1 protein-coding gene is annotated in these 1,283 nt (G+C 64.8%); it reads left to right on the forward strand.

Annotated features, from left to right (window positions below; all coding sequences use genetic code 11):
- Positions 1 to 58: 58 nt before the first annotated feature.
- The coding region (locus ABD088_RS17190) for an IS256 family transposase (protein WP_343903204.1) at positions 59 to 1,283 on the forward strand (1,225 nt) is incomplete at its 3' end.

The raw sequence follows: 1,283 nt of genomic DNA on the forward strand, positions 1-1,283 counted from the left end.
CCACCGCGTGATTCTTGAAACGACCTACCAAAGTACGTTTCGAAAGAGAGTCAACGCGATGACCGCACCCCATGTTATCGACCCTGCCCGTTTCCTGTCCGAACAGCTCGAGCAGGCCTCCCCGGACCTGATGCGCCAGATGCTCACCACCTTCATCAATGCCCTGATGAGCGCCGAGGCCGACACCGTCTGCGGAGCCGAATACGGTGCTCGATCCGAGGACCGGAACACCTCCCGCAATGGATACCGCCACCGCGACTTCGATACCCGCACCGGCACCCTCGACGTCGCGATCCCCAAGCTGCGCCAAGGCTCCTACTTCCCCGATTGGCTCCTCGAACGCCGCCGCCGCGCCGAGACAGCCCTGACCACCGTGGTCGCGACGTGCTACCTCCTGGGTGTCTCCACACGGCGGATGGAGAAGCTGGTCGAAACCCTCGGGATCACCCGCTTGTCGAAATCCCAGGTCTCGCTCATGGCCGCAGACCTGGACGAACAAGTCGAGCAGTTCCGTACCCGCCCACTCGACGCCGGCCCCTATGCCTTCATGGCGGCCGATGCCCTGGTCCTGAAGGTCCGAGAAGGCGGACGGGTGGTCAACGTCCACGCGATGATCGCCACCGGCGTCAACGCCGACGGGCACCGCGAAGTCCTGGGCATCCAGGCCTCCTCCGCCGAAGACGGCGCCGGCTGGCTCGGCTTCTTCCGCGACCTCACCGCCCGCGGACTAACGGGCGTGAAGCTGGTGACCTCCGACGCCCACGCAGGCTTGGTCGCAGCCATCGGAGCCACCCTTCCAGGCGCATCATGGCAACGGTGCCGAACCCACTACGCTGCGAACCTCATGTCGGCGACACCCAAGAGCAGCTGGCCATGGGTCAAGACACTGCTTCACTCGGTCTACGACCAGCCCGACGCCGCGAGCGTGCAGTCCCAGTTCGAGCGGGTTCTGGATGCCTTCGAGGACAAGCTGCCCAAGGTCGCCAAACACCTCGAGGCCGCCCGCGACGACATCCTCGCGTTCGCCGCCTTCCCCAAAGGCCTGTGGCGACAAGTGTGGTCCAACAATCCCCAGGAGCGGCTGAATCGAGAGATTCGTCGTCGGACCGATGTCGTCGGGATCTTCCCCGACCGCGACGCTTTGATCCGCCTCGTGGGGGCGGTGCTCGCCGAACAACACGACGAATGGATCGAATCCCGCCGCTACCTCGGCCTGGACCTCATCCAGCAATCCCTCGCCGTCGGCACCGAACAGAAGGAGGAAACCAACACCGATCTGGCGC

The sequence above is a fragment of the Arthrobacter rhombi genome (genome assembly GCF_039526245.1).
In the GTDB taxonomy this organism is placed as follows: domain Bacteria; phylum Actinomycetota; class Actinomycetes; order Actinomycetales; family Micrococcaceae; genus Arthrobacter_H; species Arthrobacter_H rhombi.